Origin of the sequence: Sphingomonas sp. LH128, assembly GCF_000293195.2 — a bacterium.
Lineage (GTDB): Bacteria > Pseudomonadota > Alphaproteobacteria > Sphingomonadales > Sphingomonadaceae > Novosphingobium > Novosphingobium resinovorum_A.
The window spans coordinates 1-4,858 of the sequence record NZ_ALVC01000098.1; the positions used below are offsets into that span (position 1 = coordinate 1).

Sequence of the window (4,858 nt, forward strand, 5' to 3'; positions counted from 1 at the left end):
GCGCCCCCCCCCGCCGATGCGCCTGCGCCGATGGGCGTGGCGGTGCGCGATGCGAAGGGCATGCTGCTGCTGCCCTCGTTCCGCGACATGCACATCCACCTCGACAAGACCTTCTACGGCGGCCCGTGGGTGCCCCCGCGCAAGCGGACCGAGGGCATTCGCGGGCAGATCAAGCTGGAGCAGACGCTGTTGCCGCAGCTCCTCCCCACGCTGGAGGAGCGCGCGGGCAAGCTGGTCGATCTGCTGCAGTCCAACGGCACCACGTTCGCGCGCAGCCAGTGCAACGTCGATCCGGTGGTGGGGACCAAGCACGTCGAACTGCTCAAGCACGCGCTCGACAGCCGCGCCGACGGGTTCGGGCATGAGATCGTGGCGTTCCCGCAGCACGGCTTTGTCAGCGCCGACCTGATCCCGACGATGCGCGCGGCGATGGCGGCGGGGGCGACGCATGTGGGCGGCATCGATCCCACCGCGCTCGACGGCGGGATGGAGAAGTCGGTCGATGCGATGATGCAGGTCGCGCTCGACATGGACAAGGGCGTGGACATCCACCTGCACGAGCCCGGCGCCAGCGGCATCGCCGCGATCCGCCGCATCGCCGACACGGTGGAGCGCGAACCCGAACTGCGCGGCAAGGTGACGCTCAGCCACGCGTTCTCGATGATGTCGCTGCCCGCGCCCGAGATGGAGGACCTGGCCGCGCGCCTCGCCGCGCTGGACATGTCGGTGGCGTCCACGCTGCCGTTCGGCACGCGGATGATGCCGATCCCGATCCTGCTGGACAAGGGCGTCAAGGTCTACACCGGCACCGACAGCGTCGAGGATCACTGGTCGGTCTTCGGCAGCGGCGACGTACTGGAGAAGGCCAAGCTGGCGTGCCAGCTCTATGGCTGGAGCGACGAGTACACCATCTCGCAATCGCTGAAGATCGCCACCGGCGGCCCGACCCCGCTGGATGCCGCGGGCAAGCAGGTCTGGCCCAAGGCAGGCGACGCCGCCGACATGGTGCTGGTCCCGGCCGCCTGCTCGGCCGAGGCGGTGGCGCGCCAGTCGCCGCGCAAGGCGGTGTTCCACGCGGGCAACCTGGTGTCGGGCGCGCTGGACGCGGCCTGAAAATCGCGCGGCCTTCGTCCCGGGTGAAGCCGCCGCCCGGCATCATCCGGATTGTGCCGCGTTCCGGAGCGCGGCATATCCGCGCTCGTGAACACAGATCTTCTCCTGATCGCGGCAGGTGTGCTGGCCGGCGCCATGAATGCGCTGGCCGGCGGCGGGTCCTTCGTCTCGTTGCCGGCGCTGATGGCGGTCGGACTGTCTCCCGTGGCGGCGAATGCCTCCAGCAGTCTGGCGCTTTACCCCGGCGGCGCCGTCAGCACCTGGGTCTATCGCGAGGGGCTGGTGCCGATCGCGGCGGTCCCGCTGCGCTGGATGGCGGCGGTGTCGGCTGCAGGCGGCCTTGCAGGCGGCATCCTGCTGCTGGCGACGCCGCAGGCGCTGTTCGTTCAGGCTCTGCCCTGGCTGCTACTGCTGGCGAGCCTTGCGCTCGCCTTCGGGCGCGGAATTACCGCAAGAGTTCACGGATGGAGCGGGGCGAGCGGCCCCGCGATCCTTGGCGGCCAGTTGGTTCTGGGTATCTACGGAGGGTATTTCGGCGGGGCTGTAGGCATCATGATGATGGCATTCTGGAGCCTTGCGACGCGGGAGGAACTCAAGCGGCTTCAGGGCCTGCGGACTTTGCTGGTCACCGCTGCGAACACCGCAGCGGTGATCCTGTTCGCTCTGGCGGGCGCGGTCGGTTGGCGCGAAGTGGCCATCCTTGCCCCCTCCGCGATGGTCGGCGGCTATCTGGGCGCACTGCTGGGCATTCGGTTGTCGCCGGCGCTGGTGCGAGCGGCCACTCTGGCCCTTGCGTTCTTCGTGACCGCCGCGTTCTTCATCAAGGCGTATGGCTGATACGCCCATGGCGGCGATAAGCGGGCGTGACGAAACTGCTGGTGAAGCCTGCCGTCCGGCCATCGCCCTGAAACGCCCTTGCGAGCGCAGCCGAGCCATGCCCGGCTGACCGCCCACCTCTTCACGGTTCCTCGGCGGGCGGGACAAAGCCGACCTGGGCAAGGCGCCAGGATCGATCGGCCTTTCCAGGCCAGTAGTGCCGGGGGTGTCGCTTTTCGCCGGGCGGATGGACGCCGTGGATTTCGGCCCGGACCAGGCGGCCGGTTTCCCGCAGCCGGATGGTCGCTTCCGGAAATTCGTCCTGAAGGCGTTGTTCCAGTTCGAGCGCGTCACCCGAGAGTTTCGGGCTGGAGAGCGCGCGGGGAGCGCCGTCGATCAGTTCTGCGGTGGAAGATCGCAAGGCTTTGACGCCGTCGCTGATGACGTCGAGCGATATGATCGCGGCGGCCAGGGAGTCCGCCCACCACCAGCCCAGGCCAAGACCGATGATCCCTCCGAGACCTGCCGCGCCCGTCAGCCAGTTCGCCTTGTTCATCAGGGCATCGGTGTGCAGGAGCTTGTCGTTGAGCTTCTCGGCCAGCGGCAGTTCCCTGCGGCCGATGAGCATCGGGGGCACGAGCGAATAGATCTGCGCCGCGATCATGAGCCAGCCCAGCCAGAAGTCGTGGCCAAGCAGCACGATCGATCCGACGCTGGCGTGTTCCTGCGTCGCCAGCGCGACAGCGGCATTGTAGAGGAGCAGCAGGCCCACTGCCGTCAATGCGACGGCGGCAACGAAGAATCCCAGGCCGTTGACCCGTTCGAAGCCGAAGGGAAATTTTCGCGATCGCCTGCCGTTCAGTTCCATGTGCGCCGCGATCAGAAACATGATCGGCGGCACCACGCCCAGGGTGTCCTCCACCCACGCGGTCTTCATCGTCTGGCTCTGGCCGAGGACCAGCCCCATCACGGCGATGATGGTCGCCGTCCAGAACAGGTTCCAGTACTCCAGCCTGATGGCGGCGTGCATGGCCGGGCGCAGTTCGTCGGGGAGGCTGTTGCTCATTGCGCCCTCGCTTCCGCCGAGACCGCGCGCGAGGCGCGCTCGACCAGCATGATCCACCGATTTTCGCCGTTGCGCATCACCGCCTTCAGTTCCAGCGGTGCCGCAGATCCTGGCAGCGTTTGCACGGCCGGGCCGAACGTCACGTCGGTTTTCCAGGCACTGTCCCGGGCGAAGGCGCCGACGACGAGATCGATCTTGCCTGCTTCCAGATCGCCGAACAATCGGTCCCCCGTGGCTTCGTGTATTCGGGCGCGGGCGTGCGCTCGACGTTCCACTTCGGCAACGAGCCGCCTTGCGTCCGGACTTTCGGGAGTTCCGGATACCAGCCCGACATCGAAGCGCCTTGTCTCTTCGATGCGGGTCGATGTGTGTGCGGGGTCACGCGGCAGCCCGTCGCAGCCCGCAACCAGCATCATCATCCCGACGACGGCCCCTTTCATGGTCCCTGACCCTTTTTCCTGCATGGTCGGAGGAACGAGCAGGCCGCCGTGTTGTTTCGCTTCGAGCCAAGAATGGACACGATAGGGAAATGATGCGGAAACCCGGGCTGCTGATGCCATTGCTGCTTGTGCTACCCGGTCCGGCGCTGGCCCAGGATCAGGGAGACGGTGCGGCAAGGCTGCGCGAACTGTGCACCGAACGTCCCGGCCTCACGACTGCGGCCTGTACCGTCGATCCGGGGCATTTCCAGATCGAACTCGGCGTTGCGGAGTGGGAGCGCAACACGGACGGCGAGGGCAGGGAGACGACGCTGGGACTGGCGCAGACCCAGGTGCGTTACGGCCTTGCGGCGACGACAGAGCTTCAGGTCGGCTGGACGGCCTTCACGTGGATGGCGCGCAAGGATTACGGTGGCGGCGTTTCTGAGCGCTCGAGCGGTATCGGCGACGTGACGATCGGCCTGAAGCAGAACCTGCGCCATCCGCAGGAAAAGGCGAACGGCGTCGCTGCAGGGCTTCTTGCCTATGCCACGCTTCCAACCGCGACGAACGGCGTGGGTGACGGCGACTGGAGCGCCGGATTGATCGTGCCGCTGAGCTACAAGTTCAGCGATACGGTCGCATTCGCCCTTTCCCCCAGCATCGAGGCGGCTACCGACGAGGACCGATCGGGACGGCATCTGGCTTATGGGGCGGCAGCGGGCTTCCAGTTCACGATTGCCGAGAACCTGCGGATCGCGCCGGAACTGGAACTCACCCGCGACCGCGACCCGCAAGGCAGCACGACGATGACCAGTGCGGCGCTTTCGCTGGCATGGCGCACGGACGATCTCACCCAGCTGGATTTCCAGACGACGATGGGCCTAAATGCCGATACGCCCGACGTGCGCGTCGGCCTTGGCATCAGTCGCAAGTTCTAGCTGTTTGCCGGCGCGGTGTCCGCCGTGCTCCGCGCAATCGAGAAGGGGGCACGGTGCCGGGCGGAGAAAGCCCGGCGCCCGAACAGATCGGCGGCCATGCCGACACCCATCCGCTACGCAGACTATATCGCCAAGCTGGGGCTGTTTCCGCGTTCGCCGGGTTTCAAGGCCTTGCGATCCACGCGCCCGTCTTTGCAGGCCTTCCGGCTTGAGCCCATTGGCGCGGGCCACCCGGCGAACGAGTGATGGAGCCCGTTTCCGGAATCGGCCTCCTGACGTCGGATGCCGCTTTCAGACAAAGCGATAAGGGCCGCCACGTTCGAGCGCGGCCTGATAGGCCGGTCGTTGATGAACCTTGTCGAGCCAGGCGATCGTCGCTGGGCGTCCGCGCTCGAGACCGCCGCGATCGCGGGCAGCTTCGAGCGGGAAGCTCATCATGATGTCGGCCGCGGTGAACGTATTGCCCGCGAACCAGGGGCGGAACGCCAGTTCATGCTCGACGA

7 protein-coding genes are annotated in these 4,858 nt (G+C 67.0%); 4 read left to right on the plus strand and 3 right to left on the minus strand.

Features of this window, described 5'->3' with window-relative positions; all coding sequences use genetic code 11:
• Both LH128_RS08490 and LH128_RS08495 read left to right on the plus strand, forming a co-directional pair.
• Window positions 1-1,113, plus strand: a 1,113-nt coding sequence (locus LH128_RS08490; RefSeq protein ID WP_008829202.1) for an amidohydrolase, incomplete at its 5' end; no start/stop codon positions are given.
• An 87-nt stretch (window positions 1,114-1,200) separates the two neighbouring features.
• Complete coding sequence (locus tag LH128_RS08495; RefSeq protein WP_036524288.1) at window positions 1,201-1,950, plus strand: sulfite exporter TauE/SafE family protein; 750 nt, start codon at window positions 1,201-1,203, stop codon at window positions 1,948-1,950.
• A 121-nt stretch (window positions 1,951-2,071) separates the two neighbouring features.
• Here the strand turns inward: LH128_RS08495 and LH128_RS08500 are convergent, their stop codons facing one another.
• Both LH128_RS08500 and LH128_RS08505 read right to left on the minus strand, forming a co-directional pair.
• Window positions 2,072-2,995, minus strand: coding sequence for a cation transporter (locus tag LH128_RS08500; RefSeq protein ID WP_008829204.1), 924 nt, complete (start codon window positions 2,993-2,995; stop codon window positions 2,072-2,074).
• Window positions 2,992-3,435: a hypothetical protein gene (locus LH128_RS08505; protein ID WP_008829205.1), complete on the minus strand. Its 444-nt coding sequence runs from the start codon at window positions 3,433-3,435 to the stop codon at window positions 2,992-2,994. The genes LH128_RS08500 and LH128_RS08505 overlap by 4 nt, the downstream gene beginning before the upstream one ends.
• 89 nt (window positions 3,436-3,524) lie before the next feature.
• On the opposite strand from LH128_RS08505, the gene LH128_RS08510 reads away from it, so the two are divergent.
• On the plus strand, window positions 3,525-4,355 hold the full coding sequence (locus LH128_RS08510; RefSeq protein WP_008829206.1) for a transporter: 831 nt from the start codon (window positions 3,525-3,527) through the stop codon (window positions 4,353-4,355).
• A 96-nt stretch (window positions 4,356-4,451) separates the two neighbouring features.
• Window positions 4,452-4,601 (plus strand): hypothetical protein, encoded by a 150-nt coding sequence (locus tag LH128_RS33265; RefSeq protein ID WP_008829207.1) that lies wholly within the window; start codon window positions 4,452-4,454, stop codon window positions 4,599-4,601.
• Window positions 4,602-4,646: 45 nt separating this feature from the next.
• Here the strand turns inward: LH128_RS33265 and LH128_RS08515 are convergent.
• A partial coding sequence (locus tag LH128_RS08515) for a glutathione S-transferase C-terminal domain-containing protein (RefSeq protein ID WP_008829208.1) occupies window positions 4,647-4,858 on the minus strand: 212 nt, incomplete at its 5' end.

Bases quoted from the DNA above. Each gene is read 5' to 3' on its own strand.
- LH128_RS08510 (WP_008829206.1), top strand. From the start codon at position 3,525: ATGATGCGGAAACCCGGGCTGCTGATGCCATTGCTGCTTGTGCTACCC.
- LH128_RS08500 (WP_008829204.1), bottom strand. From the start codon at position 2,995: ATGAGCAACAGCCTCCCCGACGAACTGCGCCCGGCCATGCACGCCGCC.
- LH128_RS33265 (WP_008829207.1), top strand. From the start codon at position 4,452: ATGCCGACACCCATCCGCTACGCAGACTATATCGCCAAGCTGGGGCTG.
- LH128_RS08505 (WP_008829205.1), bottom strand. From the start codon at position 3,435: ATGAAAGGGGCCGTCGTCGGGATGATGATGCTGGTTGCGGGCTGCGAC.